The sequence below is a fragment of the Pedobacter superstes genome (assembly GCF_037622515.1).
Lineage (GTDB): Bacteria > Bacteroidota > Bacteroidia > Sphingobacteriales > Sphingobacteriaceae > Paradesertivirga > Paradesertivirga superstes.
Genome location: NZ_JBBJCN010000001.1, coordinates 12,757 through 31,725, shown reverse-complemented (window position 1 = coordinate 31,725; position 18,969 = coordinate 12,757). Strand labels below are relative to the sequence as shown.

Sequence of the window (18,969 nt, the reverse complement as noted above, 5' to 3'; positions counted from 1 at the left end):
TATGGTGGCTGACTTATTATCTTTTGAACAGGTGGAAGAAATTATTGAATGGGTTAATAAGATCCATGGTTTCGATTTCAGCGGGTATTCAAAAGCTTCATTAAAAAGACGTATAACAAGGATTATGCAGCTGCAGCATTTTTCATTGTTTGAGTTAAAATCTTTATTAGTTAATAATCCAGCATTTTTTGAAGAATTTTTAATAGAAATTACAGTTAATGTAACCGAGATGTTTCGGGACCCAAGCTTCTTTAAAGCGGTCCGGGAGAAGGTTCTGCCTTATTTATCGTCTTTTCAGAGAATAAAAGTATGGAATGCTGGGTGTTCCACTGGAGAGGAGTTGTTTTCATTTGCTATTTTTCTTAAGCAGGCAGGCTTATACAACAGATCCTTTTTATATGGCACCGATATAAATCGAAATGTTCTGAATACGGCTAAAAAAGGAATTTATGATTTAAAGGTAATGAAACAATATTCAGAAAATTACATGTCAACCGGCGCTTCTGGTTTACTTTCTGATTATTATGTAACCAAATATGAAACGGCAACAATTGTAAACGATTTGAGGAAAAATATTTTATTTTCTGTACATAACCTGGTTTCTGACCGGGTTTTTAATGAGTTTCAATTAATATCTTGCAGAAATGTGATGATTTATTTTGATCTGGAACTGCAAAACAGAGTTGTTAACCTTTTTTATGAAAGTTTATGTCCTCTTGGATTTTTATGTCTGGGTGCCAAAGAAAGCTTGAGAAATGCCGAGCTTGCAAAAAAATTTCGAATGATTGACAGAACGGAAAATATTTATCAAAAAATTGGCTGATATAACATTTAAAACTAATGAGAAGCCAAAGGTGCTTGTTATAGGGTGCTCAGCAGGGGGATTTAAGCTGGTTTTTGACTTAATATTAAAGTTGCCGAAGGATTTTCCACTGCCTGTTATAGTGGTAATTCACCGTAGCCGGAAACATAAGTCATCGATAGAAGAATTGCTGAACAATAAATCAAAGGTAAAGGTAAAAGTTGCATGTGATAAAGACCTGCTTAAAAAAGGGACCGTTTATTTTGCTCCTTCTAATTATCATCTTTTAGTGGAGCCAGATCATACCCTGACTCTGGATTGCTCAGAACCGGTCTTGTATTCTCGCCCCTCTATCGATGTGACTTTTCAAAGTGTAGCCGATGTGTTTGAAGATCGGACCATCGCCATTCTTTTGTCTGGTGCAAACGCCGATGGTGCTTCCGGAATTTGTTATGTTCACGAAAAGAGAGGCTTTACCATAGTTCAGAACCCCGACGATGCGGAGGTAAGTATTATGCCTGAGGCCGCCCTTCGTAAATGTAGGCCCGATTTAATATTAACCAACAAAGAAATATTTTCATTTATGGAAACTCTTGCACCTGCTATTCAAACGAAATCATGAAGAAGATGGTTAACATCCTGATCGTTGATGATAAGATCGAGAATATAATTGCTCTTGAAGCTCTTATACAACGCGATGATATTAAAATTATCACAACCACATCTGCCAATGAAGCGTTGAAGTTGTGCTGGCAAAATAAAATATCTATTGCACTGATAGATGTTCAGATGCCCGAAATGGATGGGTTTGAATTAGTTGATATCCTGAAAAGTAATCCTAAAACCCGGGATATTGTGGTGGTTTTTGTGACTGCAATCTCGACAGAAATAAAGTATGCTGTAAAAGGCCTTTCGGCCGGGGCAGTCGATTATTTATATAAGCCCCTGGATCCGAATCTGACAATTGCAAAAGTCGATTCTTTAATAACGCTTGTTCGCACACAGCTGGAAATTAAACATAAAAATATAGAGTTAGAGCGATATCAGGAAGAATTAATTATAGCCCGTGATCAGGCGGAAAAAGGAAAGAAGATTAAAGAACGTTTTCTCGCAAATATGAGTCATGAAATCCGGACTCCTTTAAATGGAATTCTCGGGCTGGCTCATTTATTAAAAAATACTGAGCTTGATGAAGATCAGTCCAGAATGTTGGATCTGTTAAAACTTTCTTCAGAAGCCTTGCTGGGTGTTATAAATGATATTCTTGATATATCTAAGATTGATGCAGGCAAGTTTAAAATCATCAGAAATGAGACGAATATTCTCAATTTAAGCAAATCAGTAATCGATTTACTTAAATATAAAGCAGAAGAAAAGGGTATAAATATTAGTGTAGACATAGACTATCAGATCCCGCATTTAATAATGGCCGATTCAATGAGGCTTAATCAAATACTACTGAATCTGCTTTCAAATGCTATAAAATTTACAGATACAGGATCTATAATTTTAAGAGTAGCTTTACTTGAAGCTGAAGAAAACAAAATAAAATTAAGATTTAGTGTAATAGATTCGGGTATAGGTATCCAGGAAAATAAACTTGATAAAATTTTTGATTCCTTCGAACAGGCCGATGAAGATACAGATCATAAGTATGGAGGGACTGGTCTTGGTCTGTCAATTGTTAAAAAACTCGTTCAATTAAAGGGAGGACAACTAGATGTATCCAGCGAATTTGGAAAAGGCAGTACATTCTCATTTACAAACTGGTATGAGGTAGCATCCGATCAAAAACAAGAAAATCGTGTAAATCCTGCAGATCTGGCAAAGTTTGACAATGTTTCAGTATTGGTTGCAGAGGATAATGCGATTAATCAATTCATGATCTGCAAGATTCTAAACAGCTGGAATCTTAAAGTAACTATTGTTGAAAATGGGCAGCTCGCACTTGAAAGCTTAAAATACAATTCATTCGACATTGTTTTAATGGATACCCATATGCCTGTTTTGGGAGGATTTGAAGCTACACGCAGAATACGTTCAGAAATGCCTGAAGGAATAAATAATATTCCGATAATTTCTCTTTCCGCTGCTGTTTTGGAAGAAGAAATGCAGCAGGCGTATGACGCTGGGGTGAATGATATAGTGAGCAAGCCTTTTGATTTGACCATACTCCATCATAAAATAGAAAAGCTGATTAAGCAGTATAAAGAAGAATTTCGGGTGTTGTAAAAATATAAACAACTGGTATCCTTAGTGATAGAAATAAAATAGGAAATAGCTGAAAAAAATGTTTTGAATTGTCAGCAGAAACCTTACTTTTGCAGTCCTATTGAAATCCTAATGCGGAAGTGGCGTAATTGGTAGCCGCACCAGACTTAGGATCTGGCGCTTCACGGCGTGGGGGTTCGAGTCCCTTCTTCCGCACTAAATTCCCTCTGAGAAATCGGGGGGAATTTTTGTATAGATACGAACGTAATAATTTTCAATAATGAATATCACTCAGGAGAAAATCAACAACCTTAATTCAGTTCTTACTGTAAAAATCCAACCGGAAGATTACCGTGAGCGTGTGGAAAAAGCAATCAAAACTCAGGCTAAAAAGGCTAAATTACCTGGATTTCGTCCGGGTATGGTACCATCTTCTCATATAAAAAGAATGTATGGCAAAAGCATTCTTGTAGATGAAATCAATAATCTCTTAAGCGATACACTCAGTAGTTATATAAACGAAAATAAACTTGAGGTTTTGGGTCAGCCTTTACCTAAAGTCGAGGAAGGCAAAGAATTCAACTGGGATTATAATGATGAGTTTGAATTTAATTATGAGTTGGGATTAGCTCCTGAATTTGAATTAAATTTCTCTGCCGATAACAAATTGCCCTATTATCAGATAAAGGTTGATGCCGAAACACTTGATTCAAGAACTAAAAACTTGAGAAAGAGCTATGGCAAAATGACAAACCCTGAAGTTTCGGCAGACGAAGATGTCTTATATTCAGAATTAGTTCAGTTATCTCCTGATGGCTCTGTTTTTGAAGGTGGATTGTCAAATACAGCTTCAGTAAGGATAGATTTAGTTAAAGATGAAGAAATCAAAAAATCTTTAACGGGTTTAAAGGTCGGCGATGTTGTCGTGTTAGATTTACAAAAGGCCTTCGATAATAATGAAACAGTAATTGCAAAACTTCTTAATATTTCTGAAGGCGATGCAAAAGATTTACAGTCAAATTTCAGACTAACGGTAAGCAATATAAATCGTTTGGAAGAGTCTGACCTAAATCAGGAGTTCTTTGATAAAATTTTCCCTGAGGGAAATGTAACCACTGAAGAGGAGTTTAAGGCTAAAATAACAGAGGAACTTGAAGGAATGATGGCACAAAATGCTGATCAAAAGCTTCAAAACGATCTGGTTAATTTCGGACTTGAAAAAGTGCAGTTAGAACTGCCTGATGAATTTCTTAAACGCTGGTTAAAAGAAACCAATCAAAATATCTCAGCCGAAGAGCTTGAAAGTGGTTATGGAGATTTTGCCCGCAATCTTAAATGGACACTGATAGAAAACAAAATCATTAAGGACAATCAAATTGAAATTAAATATGAAGATGTTTTAGCGTCGGCCAAACAAAAGTTAGATGCTCAATTCAGAATGTACAGTCCTCAGGCACTTCCCGAAGAACAATTAACTCAGTACACCGTTCAGTTTTTGCAAAACAAGGAAAATGCCAACAGAACTTTTGAGGAAGTAAAAGCTCAAAAAGTGTTTGAATACCTGAAAACTGTTGTTACTTTAGATAAAAAAGAAATAGAATATAATAAATTTATAGAGTTGAACTAGTGGTGGTTTTGTGATTTGATGTCATTCTGTATGTAATTTATTGAAACTTATATTAAACTTTCCACTGTTAAAACTGTATAACTATTGACTATGAATATTGATAAAAATGAGTTTCGTAACTATGCTGTAAAGCATCACCGAATTGGTAGCCAGCACGTAGATAAGTTTATTGGACGGGTAGAATCGAACTATCCAAAATCAATGACACCTTATATCATAGAAGAACGTCAGTTGAATGTTGCCCAGATGGATGTTTTTTCTCGTCTGATGATGGATCGTATTATATTTTTAGGTGATGCCATTTATGATCAGAATGCAAACATCATTCAGGCTCAGTTGTTGTTTTTACAATCAACAGATACCAAACGGGATATTCAGATTTATATTAATTCTCCTGGTGGTTCTGTTTATGCGGGTTTAGGCATATATGATACCATTCAGTATATAACTCCTGATGTAGCGACTATTTGCACAGGAATGGCAGCTTCTATGGGTGCCGTTTTATTATGCGCGGGTGCTGAAGGTAAAAGAGCAGCACTTCCACATTCAAGGGTGATGATTCATCAGCCTTCTGGTGGAGCTCAGGGTGTTGCTTCAGATATGGAAATCAACCTGAGGGAAATGCTTAAACTGAAAAAAGAATTATACGATATAATCTCAAAGCATTCAGGCCAGTCTTACGAATGGGTTGAAAAAGCTTCAGACAGGGATTATTGGATGATAGCAAGCGAAGCTAAGGAATTCGGAATGATTGATGAAGTCCTTGGTATAAGTGGAGGGAAAGAGTGATGAGTAAGAGTAAAGATATCAAATGTTCTTTCTGTGGTTCCGGAAAACAAGACACCCTGATGCTTATTGCAGGGCTGGATGCACATATTTGTGATAAATGTGTTGCCCAGGCTAATCAGATACTTTCTGAGGAGTTGTCTACCAGGAAAAACAAAACGGCTCAGTCGGCTTTAACGCTGATGAAGCCGATGGAAATTAAAAGTCATTTGGATCAATACGTTATTGGCCAGGATGATGCAAAGAAAGTTCTTTCAGTTGCGGTTTATAATCACTACAAACGCCTTAATCAAAAGGTCGAAAAGGATGAAATAGAGATTGAAAAATCAAATATCATCATGGTAGGAGAGACCGGAACCGGTAAAACTCTTTTAGCTAAAACCATCGCCAAAGTTTTACATGTGCCTTTTTGTATTTGTGACGCAACGGTATTAACTGAAGCAGGATATGTGGGTGAGGATGTTGAAAGTATCCTGACACGTCTTCTTCAGGCTGCGGATTATGATGTGGCTGCTGCCGAACGTGGCATAGTCTATATTGATGAGGTGGATAAAATTGCCCGAAAAAGCGATAACCCTTCGATCACCCGTGACGTTTCAGGTGAAGGTGTTCAGCAGGCATTGCTAAAAATTCTTGAAGGAACAATGGTTAACGTACCGCCTCAGGGTGGTCGTAAACACCCTGATCAGAAAATGATTGCCGTTAATACAAACAATATCCTGTTTATATGCGGTGGTGCGTTTGATGGTATAGAGAAGAAAATAGCTAACCGTTTGAAAACTCAAACAGTAGGATACAAGGTTAATAATGAGGATGTTAATATAGATTTGAAAAATCTGTATAAATATATAACTCCACAAGATTTGCGGTCTTTTGGTTTAATTCCTGAATTGATCGGACGATTACCGGTAATTACAAGTTTAAATCCTCTTGACAGGTCTGCATTATTAAATATTCTTACAGAACCTAAAAACTCCTTAACCCGCCAGTACACAAAATTATTTGAGTATGAAGGTGTCAAGTTAGAGTTCGAAAAAGAAGTTCTTGAATTTATTGTAGATAAAGCAATGGAGTTTAAATTGGGTGCCAGAGGCTTACGTTCTATATGCGAGGCTATTATGATCGATGCCATGTTTGAAATGCCTTCAGAGAAGCATCATGATAAGGAACTCTATATCACGCTCGATTACGCTATGGATAAATTTGCAAAGTCGGATATTAAAAAATTGAAAGTAGCATAATAAAAACCCCGATTTATCGGGGTTTTTTGTTTTATATTCGATAATTATGAACGAAGAAAAAGATATAAAGCAAGATCCTGAAATCGTTGAAACTGCAAAAAAAGTAAAGGAAGTAGAGTCTCCTGTAAAGAAAGGTCTGAAAACTAAGGAAGAAATTGTTAAAAACTGGCTTCCCAGATATACGGGCCGTCCGCTTGATCAGTTTACTGACTTTATTTTGCTAACAAATTTTTCTAAGTATTTACAGCTATTTTCCGAGTGGCATAATGATGCTCCTATTATGGGGCTCGACAAACCTATGCAAAGCGTTTCGGCCTCCGGCATTACAATTATTAATTTTGGAATGGGTAGCCCGCTTGCAGCGACAATGATGGATTTATTATCCACAATTCATCCCAAAGCAGTTCTCTTTCTCGGGAAATGCGGGGGCATTAAAAAGAAAAATAATATTGGAGATTTAATACTTCCGATTGCTGCCATCAGGGGAGAAGGTACATCAAATGATTATTTCCCTCCTGAAGTTCCGGCTCTGCCATCTTTTGCTCTGCAAAAAGCTATTTCAACAACCATTCGTGATCATTCAAGAGATTATTGGACAGGAACTGTTTATACCACTAACAGAAGGGTTTGGGAGCATGACAAGCGTTTTAAGAAGTATTTAAAAACGCTGCGCGCCATGGCTATAGATATGGAAACAGCCACAATATTTTCTACAGGCTTTGCCAATAAAATACCAACAGGTGCCCTATTGCTTGTTTCAGATCAGCCTATGATACCAGAAGGGGTTAAAACTTCGGAGAGTGACTCGAAAGTTACTGAACAATATGTGGAAACACACCTTAAAGTGGGTATTGAATCACTTAAACAATTAATTAATAACGGCCTCACGGTTAAGCATCTGAAATTTTAACAGAATGCGCTTTACCGGTACATGCGTTAAAATGAGAAATTTTAACAGCTTATTCCTACTTTTACAACATGTGGTATACTAATATTCTTGAAACCATTGGCAATACTCCGCTGGTGAAACTAAACAGGATAACAAAAGACGTTAAAGCTACTGTTTTGGCAAAAATTGAAACTACAAATCCGGGTAACTCTATCAAGGACCGGATGGCCTTGAAGATGATCTTAGATGCGGAGAGGGAAGGGAAGCTTAAGCCAGGCGGTACTATAATTGAAGGGACCTCCGGTAATACCGGTATGGGTTTGGCGATTGCTGCCGCCGTTAAAGGCTACAAATGTATTTTTACAACCACGGATAAGCAATCAAAGGAAAAGATTGATGCTTTAAGAGCGTTTGGGGCTAAAGTTATCGTCTGTCCTACAAACGTAGAACCAGATGATCCCCGTTCTTATTACTCAGTAGCTACCAGGCTGCAAAAAGAGATTCCAAATTCATGGAAGGCTAATCAATACGATAACCTTTCAAATACCCAGGCAAACTACGAACAAACTGGTCCTGAAATATGGGAGCAAACGGAAGGAAAAATTACCCATTTGGTGGTTGGTGTTGGAACGGGAGGAACCATTTCGGGAGCGGGGAAGTTTTTGAAGGAGAAAAATCCGGATATTAAATGCTGGGGGATTGATACCTATGGTTCCGTATTTAAAAAGTTTAAAGAAACTGGTGTATTTGATAAAAATGAAATCTATCCGTATATAACCGAAGGAATCGGAGAGGACTTTTTGCCGCAAAACGTTGATTTTTCAGTAATTGATCATTTCGAAAAAGTAACGGATAGGGATGCTGCTTTAATGACGCGTGAAATTGCTGTGAAAGAAGGGATTTTTGCGGGGAATTCTTCAGGTGCGGCTATTGCAGGATTGCTCCAAATGAAAGAGCAATTAACGGAAAAGGACGTTGTCGTCGTGATTTTTCACGATCACGGTACACGCTATCTGGCAAAAATGTACAATGAGGACTGGCTGCGTGAACGAGGCTTTTTAAAGGATGAAAAGGTTACCGCGAGAACTATTCTTAGCAAGAGAGAGCGACAGGAAATAGTAACTATAGAATCGGATAAAACTATCATGGAAGCTATTAACACACTGAAGGAGTTAAATATATCTCAGCTTCCTGTAACTCAGAATCAAAAAATCATAGGTAAGATAACGGAGAATGATATTTTTTCCTGCCTTTTTGAAGATCCATCGATCAAGACGAGTCCTATCACTTCAGTTATGACAGAACCTTTCCCAATTGTAGATTTAAACACCTCAATTGATAAAATTTCATCATTAATTAATAAGGAAAGTACCGCTGTAATGGTAGTGGATGAATTTAATAAACTGGAAATTATTACTCAGTTCGATATTATTAACGCTATCTCCGTATAATTTTAATGAAAAAGCCAAAAGTTTAATGCTTTTGGCTTTTTATTCTTATCTGTTAATGTGATTTGGGCATGGCATCAATTCTCTTGATATCCGCGCCTATTGCTCTCAAACGAATATCAATATCCTGATACCCACGTTCTATTTGTTCTATACTATGAATAATAGATGTGCCGCTGGCTGATAAAGCAGCAATTAACAAAGATACTCCGGCCCGTATATCCGGCGAGGTCATTTCAATACCACGAAGTTTAACTTGTTTGTTTAATCCCATCACAGTTGCTCTGTGCGGGTCGCACAGAATAATTTGCGCACCCATGTCAATGAGTTTATCTACAAAGAACAAGCGACTTTCAAACATCTTTTGATGAATCATTACATTTCCTTTTGCCTGTGTAGCTACAACTAATATAATGGATAATAAATCAGGAGTAAAGCCAGGCCACGGAGCATCAGCTATTGTAAGGATAGAACCATCGATAAATGTATCAATTTCATAATGAGATTGAGAAGGGATATAAATATCGTCCCCTTGAAGTTCAAAGTTAATTCCCAGTCTTCTAAAAACGTTTGGAATAATTCCCAATTCTTCAAAACGAACATCTTTTATGGTGATTTCAGATTCTGTCATCGCCGCTAAGCCGATAAAGGAACCGATTTCAATCATGTCTGGCAAGAGCCTGTGTTCTGTACCACCTAATTCCTGAACACCTTCAATTGTAAGTAAATTGGAACCTATTCCAGATATTTTAGCTCCCATCCTGTTCAGCATTTTGCATAATTGCTGAAGGTAAGGCTCGCATGCTGCGTTATAGAGGGTTGTTGTTCCTTTGGCTAAAACTGCAGCCATAACCACATTTGCTGTTCCGGTTACGGAGGCCTCATCCAGCAAAATATACGTGCCTTTTAAATTCGTGGCATCTACATTGAAAAAGCTGGTTTCTGCATTGTAGTTAAATTTGGCTCCAAGTTTTTCAAAGCCAAGAAAGTGAGTATCGAGCCTTCTTCTTCCAATTTTATCGCCACCTGGTTTTGGAATTGCAGCTCTTCCGAAGCGGGCCAGAAGGGGACCTACTATCATAATAGAACCTCTCAGACTTCCACCCTTTGACTTAAATTGCTGGGACTGGAACAAATCCAGATTGATGTCTTTAGCCTCAAAAGTATAAGTGTCTTTATTTATACGTTCAATACTTACACCCAGATCTCCAAGAAGGGCGATTAATTTATTCACGTCAACAATATCAGGGATATTGCTGATGGTAACTTTTTCTGGCGTCAATAAAACAGCGGCGATTACTTGTAAAGCCTCATTTTTGGCTCCCTGAGGGATAATTTCTCCCTTCAGCGGTTTGCCGCCGTGAATTTCGAATGCATTCATGGATTAAAAAGGATTAGAGATGTAAAAGGTTTAAACTTAATATCGTTTCCCGTTGTTTTTAGGACGGTTTCCTTGATTACGTGAAGCGTTATTGGTGTTTTGCCTTGGCTTATTGGTGCTATTGCCACTTCCAGAGCTGGTTTTTTGTCTTACCCCGGGAGCATTCGGTCTGACTTCAATTTTATGCAGATTGAAATTATCGTCCAGAACCAACTCTCCGTTAGATAATGCTTTTAAATCACTGATTATGGTTTCATCTGCCACTGTATCTTTATTCCAGGTAACATATGCCATTTTCATAAAATTTGCGATAGACTGTGTCATAGCTTGTCTTCGCTGCGGCTCTTCAATTGCTTTTGCCTTTTTTATCATTACTTCTACGGTTTTACCGTAGTGCTTAAACTTGATCCGGTGCTGCGGATAAGCCAGAGGGGCCGGTTTAAAATGAATTGCATCCGGTGCCGGTTTAGGATAATTTGAATCAACATCAATCTGAAAATCAGAAATGATATGTAGATGATCCCATAGTTTATGTTTGAAATCGGCCACATCACGTAAGTGCGGGTTTAAAAAACCCATCAGATCTATAACAACCTGTGCGTGTCTGTTGCGTTCATCTTTAGTTGGCAAAGTGCATATATAGGCAACCATGTTTTGAACATTTCGGCCATATTCTGCAAGGATTAATTTTTTCCTTGATGTATTGTAATCAAATGTCATGTCTGTTTTATTGTTTTGGAGGGAAAATTCCCAGCCGGGATCGCTGTTCCAATAAAGTTCGGGAATCTACGATACTATACGAAGTTTTGCAAATTTAAGTAAAAGTTGTTTCTGTCCAAGTTCTTTAAAAAATATTGTTGCTTTTATATCAGGTTTATTTCCCTCCAGGATCAAAACCTTGCCAAAACCAAAGCGTTCGTGTTCAACATCCATACCTACCTGAAGGTTTGAAGTATCGGAGACTTTAAATCCCTCGCTGGGAACATGTGCTTTGGGCAATATGGAAGTGGTTTTTGGTACAGTAGCTGGTTTTGGTTTCGAATATGTATCACCTCCCGACTGACTGCTCCAGGAACTTTTTTCCTGATTAAAGAACGGATTTTCTGTTTTTTGTTGTGGCTTAAAGTCGAGCTCTAAATATTGAGGATTGATTTCATCAATAAATCTGCTTGGCTCACAACTGGTTAATGTTCCCCAGCGATAGCGGGATGTGGCGTAAGAAATAGTGAGTTTTTTCTCCGCTCTGGTAATAGCAACATAAAACAATCGACGCTCCTCTTCTAAATCTGCCCTTGAATTCAAAGACATTTGCGATGGAAATAGATTTTCTTCTAATCCTACAACACACACATTTTTAAATTCCAATCCTTTTGCAGAGTGAATGGTCATCAGTGAAACTGTATCTGCATTCGGGTTTTTATCATTATCGTCGTTGGTTAAAAGGGCAATATCCTGCATAAAAATATCCAGCCCTTTTTCTTCAATATCTTCCCGTTCGCTAAATTCTTTTATTCCGTTTAGTAATTCCTGTATGTTTTCATACCGATTTAAGCCTTCGACAGATTTATCATCATACAAATCTTTTAACAATCCCGAGTGTTGTGCTATATGAAGCGCACAATCATAAGCTGAATGAGTTTTTGCAAGAACCTGAAAACTTTGAATAATAGTGCCAAAATTACCCACAGATGTTGCGCTTCTGGCATCAAGGTATTTATTTGCGTCAATAATTACCTCCCACAAAGTAAGGTCGTTTTTATCGGCTGCAATAATTATACGCTCTATTGTGGTATCACCTATACCTCGTCTTGGATAATTTATTACACGTTTTAAGGCTTCCTCATCATTCGGATTAAATGTTAATCGGAAATAGGCAATCAGGTCTTTTATCTCCTTACGCTGATAAAAGGATAGTCCACCATATATTTTATACGGGATATTCAGCTTCCGCAAGGCTTCCTCCATGGCCCTCGACTGAGCATTCGTACGATACAGGATGGCGAAGTCATTGAAATTATAACCTTTAGCAGCTCTTTCCTGGGCAATTCCTTCAGCAATAATTTTTCCTTCTTCGTTATCGCTGAATGCCCTGGCTATTTTAATTTTGTCACCAGTTTCATTTTCGGAAAAAACTGTTTTTTTAAGCTGGTTCTGATTATTAGCAATAATACTGTTTGCGGCGTTTACAATATTCTGCGTAGAACGATAATTCTGCTCCAGTTTAAACACTTTTAAATCAGGATAATCTTTCTCGAAATTCAGAATGTTTTGAATATTGGCACCACGGAAGGCATAAATGCTTTGGGCATCATCACCTACCACACAAATGTTTTCATTTATAGCAGCAAGTTTTTTTACAATAAGGTATTGCGAATAATTTGTATCCTGATACTCATCCACCATTAAGTATTTAAACTTATTCTGGTATTTATATAAGACATCGGGATGTTCCCTCAGCAGCACATTCGTTTTAAACAACAAATCATCAAAATCCATAGCTCCGGCTTTAAAGCAGCGGGCGGCATAAATCTGATAGATTTCTCCCATTCTTCCGCGTCCTGTAGAAAAGTCCTCGGATTGTATATGTTCGTTTTTTAGATATTCTGCCGGCGAAATCAGATTATTCTTTGCCGATGAAATCCTGTTATAAACAAAGTTAGCGTTATATAATTTATCATCTAACTGCTGTTCTTTCAGAATAGCGCGTAAGAGGCTTTTGCTGTCATCGGTGTCGTAAATCGTGAAATTATTTGGGTAGCCTATTTTATTAGCTTCTACCCTTAATATTTTTGCGAAGACCGAGTGAAAGGTGCCCATCCAGATATTCTTAGCTTCTGTACCAACAGCTTTCATAATCCGCTCGCGCATCTCTTTGGCTGCTTTATTAGTAAACGTAAGTACAAGAATATTGAACGGATCCACTCCCTTTGTTATGAGATGGGCCACCCGGCAGGTAATTACACGTGTTTTACCCGAGCCGGCACCCGCTACAATCATTACCGGTCCTTTTGTTTGTTCTACTGCGTCTTTTTGTGAAGGATTTAACCCTTTTAAATAATCCAAACCTGTTCCGTTTTCAATAATATAAAATTGTTTTTTATCGGCAATAAACCCCGTCTGCTTTTAGGGCAGGGCTTGCATAAGCTTAATAATTTCGCATTTGTAAAGCGTGAAGCATATGCCGGTTTCAAATGGCTAAATTAAAAAAATGCGAAGGATTTTTTGTTCAGGATTTGTTTTCTTTATCCACAGATGTCGGAATAAAGCCTGGTTGAGATAAATTGTGAAGCACATCGTTGATGTTAATTATTCTGTCATCCACTTCGTTTACACATTTACTCATCTCAATAATGAAATCTTTATCGTCGATTAAAGATTCTTTTTCAAGAATCATTAAACCTTTCATAGTCGCAACCGGGCCGCGAATCTGATGAGAAAGGTGTGAAGAATATTCGGAAAGTTTTCTGTTTTTTATTTGAAGATCTTTTGTCCGTTCATCAATAATTTGCTCTAAATTATAATTTACCTTATTGAGATTCTCTTTTTGAATGGATATTTCTTCATTAAGAATTTGAAGAAGCTTATTTGTTTTGGCCTTCTTCTTTAGATTCAGGACAAGTATAATTATAAGAATAACTGCCAAAGAGGAGATGGCTATTGCAGCAACGAAAATTATTCTGTTTGTTTTCGCCTTTTCTAATTCTATCGCACTTTCCTTCTCTCTGGCTGCAAATTTAGATTGCTCTTCAAACAAGCCAAATTTCTTTGACATATTGTTCTGTAACTCTATACTGTCCTGAGTGTATAATTCCTGAAGATATAATAAGGCCTGTCTGTAATTATTGCGTTTGTTTTCGAGCTGATAAGAAGTTTTAAGTAAATCACTCTGGAGTTTTGTGGACTTACCTATGAGGGCATATTCTTTTCCTTCATTTAAATAATATTCAGCTTTTTTATAATCCTTCTTATCAATATATATCGATACCAAGGTTAAGTTTATACTCGCAATTGCACTGTTTAGTTCTGCTTCCTTAGCTTTTTTATTCGCTTCCAGCAGTAGTTTTTCCGCCTTTTCTTTTTTATTTATGCTGTAATATATTACGCCCTGATTTTGAAGTGCAAGAGTAGTACCTACGAGGTTGTTTTGCTGCAAAAATAAACTATGACTTTTTTCAAAGTGTTTTAATGCAGCACTGTAATCTTTTTTTCTGTAATTTATTACACCAATATTCAGATAAGAGGCTGCAATTAGATCAGGCATCTTCAATTGCTCTGCCGAGTTTAAAGCTTTGACAAAGTATTCTAAAGCTTTATTATAATTAATTTCCTTGTAAAGGTTTCCTATGTTATTATAGATTTTGGCTTCACCGGTTAAATTATTCGCTTCTTTAAAGTGAGAAAGAGAGATAAGATAATTTGCGATGGCCTTATCATTTTTTCCTAAATAGGAATATCCAATACCTAAAATCCGGTAAGCCTCTGCAATTCCATTTATATAGTCGGTTTTCGTGGCCAGGGCTAAGGCTTTCCTTCCTAAAAAAAGGGTTCTTTCCGGATCTGTAAGCCTGATATCATAACCGGATTTATTAAGCGAATCAACTCTTAAGCTATCTTTAAGCGTGTATGATTGAGAGAAGGAAGAGAAAGAAAGCAGTACTAAAAAAGTATAAATAATTAAACACCGGTGATTCATGATTTATTAGAACGAAAGAGAAGGCATATTTTATACTTTTATATCTGACAAAATGTTACATTTATTTTCAATTTATAATAAATTTAATTTTTAAGAGAAAAAGACATGAAAAAAATCTTATTAGTACTTGCAGTAGCAGCAATCGGCATGGTATCGTGCAAAAAAGAATCAGAAGTAAAACCTGTAAAAGTTGAAAATGCAACAATGGGTGGCGGCGCAACGAGTGTAATGCTTGGAATGGATTAAATAAAACGAAAAAACCTTAAAAGAAAAAGACATGAAAAAAATCTTATTAGTACTTGCAGTAGCAGCAATCGGCATGGTATCGTGCAAAAAAGAATCAGAAGTAAAACCTGTAAAAGTCGAAAATGCAACAATGGGTGGTGGCGCAACGAGTGTAATGCTTGGAATGGATTAATTAAAAAGGTAAAAAACTTTATAGAACAAGAGATGAAAAAGATCGTAATAGTACTTGCAGTAGCAGCAATCGGCATGGTATCGTGCAAAAAAGAATCAGAAGTAAAACCTGTGAAAGTTGAAAATGCAACAATGGGTGGTGGCGCAACGAGTGTAATGCTAGGAATGGATTAATTAAAACGATAAAAAACTTTAAAAGAAAAAGACATGAAAAAAATCTTATTAGTACTTGCAGTAGCAGCAATCGGCATGGTATCGTGCAAAAAAGAATCAGAAGTAAAACCTGTGAAAGTTGAAAATGCAACAATGGGTGGCGGCGCAACGAGTGTAATGCTTGGAATGGATTAAATAAAACGATAGAAAAAACTTAAAAGAAAAAAACATGAAAAAAATCTTAGTAGTACTTGCAGTAGCAGCAATCGGCATGGTATCGTGCAAGAAAGAATCAGAAGTAAAACCTGTAAAAGTTGAAAATGCAACAATGGGTGGTGGCGCAACGAGTGTAATGCTTGGAATGGATTAATTAAAACGATAAAAAACCTTAAAAGAAAAAGACATGAAAAAAATCTTAGTAGTACTTGCAGTAGCAGCAATCGGCATGGTATCGTGCAAAAAAGAATCAGAAGTAAAACCTGTAAAAGTTGAAAATGCAACAATGGGTGGCGGCGCAACGAGTGTAATGCTTGGAATGGATTAATTAAAACGATAAAAAACTTTAAAAGAAAAAGACATGAAAAAAATCTTATTAGTGCTTTTTGTATTTTCTATTACCACAGTAGGCATTGTTTTAGCCAGTATTACTAAAAAGAAGAGCCAGGTTCAAAAAGTTGAAACAATTATGGAAAGCTCAGGTTCAGGTACGATTAAAAGCGACGTTTCTTCCTGGGATTAATTATTTCTAATCTTGCAATCAAAGTTTTCATATCAGGGTTATATTTGTGAAAACCTGAAAACATGCAAGAGATAAAAAAATATGTTGAAGAAAACAAGCAGCGTTTCCTTGATGAACTTTTTGAATTGCTGCGCTTTCCATCTGTAAGTGCAGATCCGAAATATAAAAATGATGTTTTAAAAACAGCAGACTTCGTAGCCGAAAAATTAAAGGCTGCTGGTGCTGAAGCTGTAGAAGTTTGCCCAACTGCAGGGTATCCTATTGTATATGGAGAGAAAATGATCGATCCCTCAAAACCTACGGTTTTGGTTTATGGTCATTATGATGTACAGCCACCGGACCCGCTGGAATTATGGGAATCACCTCCGTTTGAGCCCGTAATTCGGGATGGTAAAATATTTGCACGCGGCGCGTGCGATGATAAAGGACAGTTTTATATGCATGTCAAAGCATTTGAACTGATGATGAAGTCTGATTCGCTTCCCTGCAACATTAAATTCATGATTGAAGGGGAGGAAGAGGTTGGTTCGGATAACCTTGGAGAATTCGTTAAATCAAATAAGGAACGCCTTAAAGCCGACGTAGTTCTAATATCTGATACCGCTATGATAAGTCTCGATGCCCCGTCTCTGGAAACAGGATTGCGTGGTTTATCTTATCTGGAAGTTGAGGTTACAGGTCCGAACCGGGATTTACATTCTGGTGTTTATGGAGGAGCGGTCGCAAATCCTGCAACCATTCTCTGTCAAATGATCGCTTCCCTACACGATTCTAACAACCATATAACTATTCCCGGTTTTTATGATGATGTTGAAAGTTTAAGCGAAGATGAACGTAAGCTGTTAAACTCCGCTCCCTATAACGAGGAGGAATATAAATCTGATCTTGGTGTCGAAGAACTTTGGGGTGAGCAGGGATATTCGACAATGGAACATACAGGTATACGGCCTACTTTAGAAGTAAATGGTATTTGGGGCGGATATATTGGTGAAGGCGCGAAAACTGTGCTTCCATCAAAAGCAAGCGCTAAAATTTCTATGCGGCTGGTTCCCAATCAGCATTCTGATACAATCACTCAATTGTTTATACAGCATTTTCAAAAAATTGCCCCCAGGTATGTTAAAGTTAAATTTACTCCTCATCATGGAGGAGAGCCGGTTGTGACACCTACGGATAGTATCGCATTTAAAGCCGCTGAAAAAGCCATAGAAGAATCTTTTGGTAAAAAACCTATTCCTACCCGCGGCGGTGGAAGTATTCCAATTGTTTCACTTTTCGAAAAAGAACTCGGAATTAAAACAGTATTAATGGGTTTTGGACTTGATAGTGATAATCTCCATTCTCCTAACGAAAAGTTTGATATCGCCAATTATATAAAGGGCATAGAGACAATTCCTTTATTTCATAAATATTTTGCAGAGCTAAGTAAATAGATTTAGTAATTCACCTGCATTTTAATCGGGAACTATTAGAGAAGAGGTATCAGTAAAACCAAGGCTGAAATCTGAGTAGATAACAGGGCATCTAAGAAGACAAAGTTCAATTGGTGATGACGATTTACTCCCCCTCATAAACCTTTTATTTCGAGGGAGCGAGGAGTCTTAATGAGTGAGCTCAAGTATCCAGGTTTCTGGAACCCATGATAACCAGTATGAATTTTTAGTCCGACGCATCGTCTTTTTAATCAATATCGCATTGCCAGTTAAACGAAAACGAAAACCAGTAAAGAAGAAAACAAAAAAAGGCTTGTCTCTACAAGTTAAATTTATTCTCGCCGGGTTGGCGCTTATTTTATTATCGCCGTTTTATTATGGATACATTTTAGAAGCCGGATCTTCTACATGGGGGTGGCTTAAAAATATTGGTGATGATCCCAGCTATCCAACTTATGAAAGTTATAATATTCGTATTCCAAGGGATTACACTATTCATGGGATAGACGTATCTTATTACCAGGGAAAAATAGACTGGCAAAAAGTTAAGGCGATGGATGAAGACGAAGTAAAAGTGAGTTTTGCATTTATAAAGGCTACCGAAGGGGTAATGCTGGTTGACCGGTATTTTCAGCGAAACTGGCGTGAAGCACCCAAGGCAGGAATTATCTGTGGTGCGTATCATTTTTTCAGACCAAAGAAGTCGGGGAAATGGCAGGCCAAATTTTTTCTACAAACAGTAGATGTAGAGAAAGGAGATTTACCTCCGGTAGTGGATATTGAGGAATTAAATGGCACGTCACCTTCTAAAATGAGGGAGGAACTAAAAGAGTATGTTGATCATATAGAAAAGAAAACAGGTGTAAAGCCTATAATTTATACAGGATTAAGCTTTTATAAAGATTACCTTATGGGACATTTTGAAGATTACCCTTTATGGATAGCTCACTATTATAAACCAAAATTAATGCTTAATAAAAAAACTAAATGGCACTTTTGGCAGCATTCTGATAAGGCAAAGGTGAATGGTATAAGTTATATTGTTGATTTTAATGTGTTTAATGGGGATAGTACGGCGTTTAAATCCTTGCTGGTAAAATAAAATTACAGGAAGTTTCAAAGAGAAATTGATCTGGGAGACGATTCTGA

At 37.2% G+C, this 18,969-nt stretch carries 21 protein-coding genes and 1 tRNA gene; 18 read left to right on the top strand and 4 right to left on the bottom strand.

The genetic code is table 11. The features are described 5' to 3' along the window. Position 1 precedes the first annotated feature (1 nt). The 9 genes from WG906_RS00165 (at position 2) to WG906_RS00125 (ending at position 9,007) form a co-directional block, all read left to right on the top strand. Positions 2-823, top strand: coding sequence for a CheR family methyltransferase (locus WG906_RS00165; protein WP_339990487.1), 822 nt, complete (start codon positions 2-4; stop codon positions 821-823). Continuing rightward, positions 816-1,424: a chemotaxis protein CheB gene (locus WG906_RS00160; RefSeq protein WP_339990486.1), complete on the top strand. Its 609-nt coding sequence runs from the start codon at positions 816-818 to the stop codon at positions 1,422-1,424. The genes WG906_RS00165 and WG906_RS00160 overlap by 8 nt, the downstream gene beginning before the upstream one ends. Then, positions 1,421-3,034, top strand: a complete 1,614-nt coding sequence (locus WG906_RS00155) for a response regulator (protein WP_339990485.1) — start codon at positions 1,421-1,423, stop codon at positions 3,032-3,034. The genes WG906_RS00160 and WG906_RS00155 overlap by 4 nt, the downstream gene beginning before the upstream one ends. A 113-nt stretch (positions 3,035-3,147) precedes the next feature. Continuing rightward, a tRNA-Leu gene (locus tag WG906_RS00150) sits at positions 3,148-3,229 on the top strand. A 64-nt stretch (positions 3,230-3,293) separates the two neighbouring features. Beyond that, a complete protein-coding gene (gene tig / locus WG906_RS00145) occupies positions 3,294-4,640 on the top strand; it encodes a trigger factor (protein ID WP_339990484.1) in 1,347 nt (448 codons plus the stop codon). A gap of 90 nt (positions 4,641-4,730) precedes the next feature. Further along, a complete protein-coding gene (locus WG906_RS00140) occupies positions 4,731-5,429 on the top strand; it encodes an ATP-dependent Clp protease proteolytic subunit (RefSeq protein WP_339990483.1) in 699 nt (232 codons plus the stop codon). After that, the gene (gene clpX / locus WG906_RS00135) at positions 5,429-6,667 is read left to right on the top strand and encodes an ATP-dependent Clp protease ATP-binding subunit ClpX (RefSeq protein ID WP_339990482.1); all 1,239 of its coding nucleotides are present in this window, start codon (positions 5,429-5,431) and stop codon (positions 6,665-6,667) included. Before WG906_RS00140 ends, clpX begins: the two co-directional genes overlap by 1 nt. 46 nt (positions 6,668-6,713) lie before the next feature. After that, complete coding sequence (locus tag WG906_RS00130) at positions 6,714-7,577, top strand: AMP nucleosidase (RefSeq protein WP_339990481.1); 864 nt, start codon at positions 6,714-6,716, stop codon at positions 7,575-7,577. Positions 7,578-7,645: 68 nt separating this feature from the next. Continuing rightward, the gene (locus WG906_RS00125) at positions 7,646-9,007 is read left to right on the top strand and encodes a pyridoxal-phosphate dependent enzyme (RefSeq protein ID WP_339990480.1); all 1,362 of its coding nucleotides are present in this window, start codon (positions 7,646-7,648) and stop codon (positions 9,005-9,007) included. A gap of 52 nt (positions 9,008-9,059) precedes the next feature. On the opposite strand, the gene murA is transcribed toward WG906_RS00125, so the two are convergent. From murA to WG906_RS00105, 4 genes are all read right to left on the bottom strand, one after another. Beyond that, complete coding sequence (gene murA / locus WG906_RS00120; RefSeq protein ID WP_339990479.1) at positions 9,060-10,385, bottom strand: UDP-N-acetylglucosamine 1-carboxyvinyltransferase; 1,326 nt, start codon at positions 10,383-10,385, stop codon at positions 9,060-9,062. 36 nt (positions 10,386-10,421) lie between these two features. Beyond that, complete coding sequence (locus WG906_RS00115) at positions 10,422-11,105, bottom strand: DUF4290 domain-containing protein (RefSeq protein ID WP_339990478.1); 684 nt, start codon at positions 11,103-11,105, stop codon at positions 10,422-10,424. Between the two features lie 66 nt (positions 11,106-11,171). Then, complete coding sequence (locus WG906_RS00110) at positions 11,172-13,448, bottom strand: ATP-dependent helicase (RefSeq protein ID WP_339990477.1); 2,277 nt, start codon at positions 13,446-13,448, stop codon at positions 11,172-11,174. 163 nt (positions 13,449-13,611) lie between these two features. Next, on the bottom strand, positions 13,612-15,078 hold the full coding sequence (locus WG906_RS00105) for a tetratricopeptide repeat protein (protein ID WP_339990476.1): 1,467 nt from the start codon (positions 15,076-15,078) through the stop codon (positions 13,612-13,614). Positions 15,079-15,183: 105 nt separating this feature from the next. Here WG906_RS00105 and WG906_RS00100 point away from each other — a divergent pair, with 105 nt between their 5' ends. The 9 genes from WG906_RS00100 (at position 15,184) to WG906_RS00060 (ending at position 18,922) form a co-directional block, all read left to right on the top strand. Further along, entirely contained in the window at positions 15,184-15,324 is a 141-nt protein-coding gene (locus WG906_RS00100; RefSeq protein ID WP_339990474.1) for a hypothetical protein, read from the top strand. 31 nt (positions 15,325-15,355) lie between these two features. Continuing rightward, positions 15,356-15,496 carry a hypothetical protein gene (locus tag WG906_RS00095; RefSeq protein ID WP_339990474.1) on the top strand — a complete coding sequence of 47 codons (141 nt, stop codon included), beginning with the start codon at positions 15,356-15,358 and terminating at the stop codon, positions 15,494-15,496. A gap of 32 nt (positions 15,497-15,528) precedes the next feature. Next, the gene (locus WG906_RS00090; protein WP_339990475.1) at positions 15,529-15,669 is read left to right on the top strand and encodes a hypothetical protein; all 141 of its coding nucleotides are present in this window, start codon (positions 15,529-15,531) and stop codon (positions 15,667-15,669) included. Positions 15,670-15,702: 33 nt separating this feature from the next. Next, on the top strand, positions 15,703-15,843 hold the full coding sequence (locus WG906_RS00085) for a hypothetical protein (RefSeq protein WP_339990474.1): 141 nt from the start codon (positions 15,703-15,705) through the stop codon (positions 15,841-15,843). Positions 15,844-15,877: 34 nt separating this feature from the next. Further along, positions 15,878-16,018, top strand: coding sequence for a hypothetical protein (locus WG906_RS00080; RefSeq protein ID WP_339990473.1), 141 nt, complete (start codon positions 15,878-15,880; stop codon positions 16,016-16,018). 33 nt (positions 16,019-16,051) lie between these two features. Then, positions 16,052-16,192 (top strand): hypothetical protein, encoded by a 141-nt coding sequence (locus tag WG906_RS00075; RefSeq protein WP_339990473.1) that lies wholly within the window; start codon positions 16,052-16,054, stop codon positions 16,190-16,192. A 33-nt stretch (positions 16,193-16,225) separates the two neighbouring features. Further along, entirely contained in the window at positions 16,226-16,387 is a 162-nt protein-coding gene (locus WG906_RS00070; protein ID WP_339990472.1) for a hypothetical protein, read from the top strand. Between the two features lie 62 nt (positions 16,388-16,449). Beyond that, positions 16,450-17,820 (top strand): dipeptidase, encoded by a 1,371-nt coding sequence (locus WG906_RS00065; RefSeq protein WP_339990471.1) that lies wholly within the window; start codon positions 16,450-16,452, stop codon positions 17,818-17,820. Positions 17,821-17,995: 175 nt separating this feature from the next. Then, positions 17,996-18,922, top strand: coding sequence for a glycoside hydrolase family 25 protein (locus WG906_RS00060; RefSeq protein WP_339990470.1), 927 nt, complete (start codon positions 17,996-17,998; stop codon positions 18,920-18,922). Positions 18,923-18,969: the final 47 nt, after the last annotated feature.